Genomic DNA, 1,947 nt, shown 5'->3' with positions numbered 1-1,947 from the left:
GTACAAATAGTTCATGAAAATGGCCGTTTTGACTACCTTTAAGACTAGCAACACTGCGCCATTATGGATATCGGCAAAAACATCAAAAAAATAAGAGAACAAAAAAGCCTTATGCAAAAGGAAGTCGCCGCTGCTGCGGGTATTCATACTTCCAACTATAGCAAGATTGAAAAAGGAGAACGGGAACCTTCTATTGAAGCCCTGGATAAAATTGCACGCCTGTTCGGCATGACCATCGATGAACTAATCCATTTTGAAGGCAGGATACCCAAAGATGTGAAGATCGAAGACAAGACGATTTCAGAGAAGTTACGCCTGATCGAACAACTCGAAGAAGAAGACAGGCAAGCACTGTACCGGGTTATTGATACAATGCTTACCAAATCTAAATTTAAAGATTTCTTCCAGAAAAATATTGCTGATATGTAACCAAAGTGTGGTTCAGCAAGTGATAGATGAACCTCACCTTGGTTATACAGAGTTATGATTCAATTAAATCAATCAACCTAAACTTCATATCATCTTGCTCTTTTACAACTAACTGAACAAGATCTGGTGCTTCCCAATTTACATTGTTCCGCAAAAAATCTAAGAAAAGCTGTAAATCCAAATAGTTATACGCTCCAATAAGAATACTACATTCTAAATTTTTAGTTCCCCCATACCAACCATGGGGTAATCTTTCATCATTAACAGAAGCAATATAAAAACCATTATCATTTTTCACAAATGCTCTCATTTCAGCAACTATTCTTTCTTCATCTTCTAAAGTGCTAAATGTGATTATTAAATTAGTTACCCTGCTCATTTTTATATAATTAGTCTTTTTTAGCCTTAACAGTTTCTGTAAAATCAAACCCCTCACCTACAACTCTAAAGGTTGTATTTCTTTTAACCTTCCTGCTTAAATCTTGCAATACTTCTTGAGCAACCTCCCGTGTAAAACCTTTTTGGTTAACTCCATCTATGATAACAGACGATGCTTGACCTGCGGCATCCTTAAACTTATTAACTAAATTTCTAACCATATTAGGCCCTACCGTCATATTAGACAACTCTTTTATTTCCGTCCCTAATCCATTAACTAATAAATCAGAATTTCGAACACTGACTTCTGCTGTTTGTTCAACATCTTTCCATAACATAACATTATTACCTTCATTTAACAGCCTTTGTGCCCATTTCCACTCAGACTTATTTGCAAATTTGGATCCTTGTTGAACGAAAAAATTAACTGTTTTTCCACCACTATTCTTTAATGCCCAATTAACAGTTTCTCCCAATTCATTGCCATACCCTGGAAATTCAACATGAGTACCAGGATCAGGATTCAACAAGTTAAAGGTAAATCCTGCCGCTGTTGATATTACTAACTGATTACTCGGAACAGCAAGCCAAAAACCTACTCTCCAAAACGCAGCTTCTGATAGCGCAACTATTCCACTTCCTGTTGCAACTGCCAATACAACACCTCCAGCAGCCATAGCTCCACGATTTGTAACACCTGGCCCTCCCGCAGCAGCTGGTACAGAAGGCATATAATCGTCACTAGGAACTGAATGTCTAAGAGCATCCGAAGGCATTGACTCAGTCCAAACTCTACCCTTTATATTTATATGACGAGCCTCTCCTCCATCAAGATCGATTGCCTCAATTGGTGTATTACTCGCGAACTGGTATGGTGTCAACCCTGGATACTTAGGTGATAAAGGATCTACACTTAAGAACTTTCCCATTCTCGGATCATAGATTCGTAACCCATAATCCTGCTGATTTCCTTCCCCTTTGATTTCATTATCATTCTCCTTCCCATTAAACCCATAACGATAACCCCCTGGACTCAAACTCCACTTCCTCCCCACCATCCGCAACCTGGTGCTTACTCAAAGAACTCCCATAAATATATTGCTTTTTCTTTCATCTGTTTTTTCAATTTTCAATTGAAAG

The 1,947-nt window shown here is 38.2% G+C and carries 3 protein-coding genes; 1 reads left to right on the top strand and 2 read right to left on the bottom strand.

What is annotated here, in order from left to right:
- Positions 1-63: 63 nt before the first annotated feature.
- Entirely contained in the window at positions 64-429 is a 366-nt protein-coding gene (locus AC1DCV_RS35675; RefSeq protein ID WP_477027666.1) for a helix-turn-helix domain-containing protein, read from the top strand.
- A gap of 52 nt (positions 430-481) precedes the next feature.
- Here AC1DCV_RS35675 and AC1DCV_RS35670 read toward each other — a convergent pair whose 3' ends face one another.
- Positions 482-808 (bottom strand): hypothetical protein, encoded by a 327-nt coding sequence (locus AC1DCV_RS35670; RefSeq protein ID WP_477027665.1) that lies wholly within the window; start codon positions 806-808, stop codon positions 482-484.
- 10 nt (positions 809-818) lie between these two features.
- The gene (locus AC1DCV_RS35665; RefSeq protein ID WP_477027664.1) at positions 819-1,865 is read right to left on the bottom strand and encodes an RHS repeat-associated core domain-containing protein; all 1,047 of its coding nucleotides are present in this window, start codon (positions 1,863-1,865) and stop codon (positions 819-821) included.
- Positions 1,866-1,947 lie beyond the last annotated feature (82 nt).

It is taken from the genome of Chitinophaga sp. 10T418, from assembly GCF_056394125.1.
This window is presented reverse-complemented; position numbering and strand designations above follow the sequence as displayed.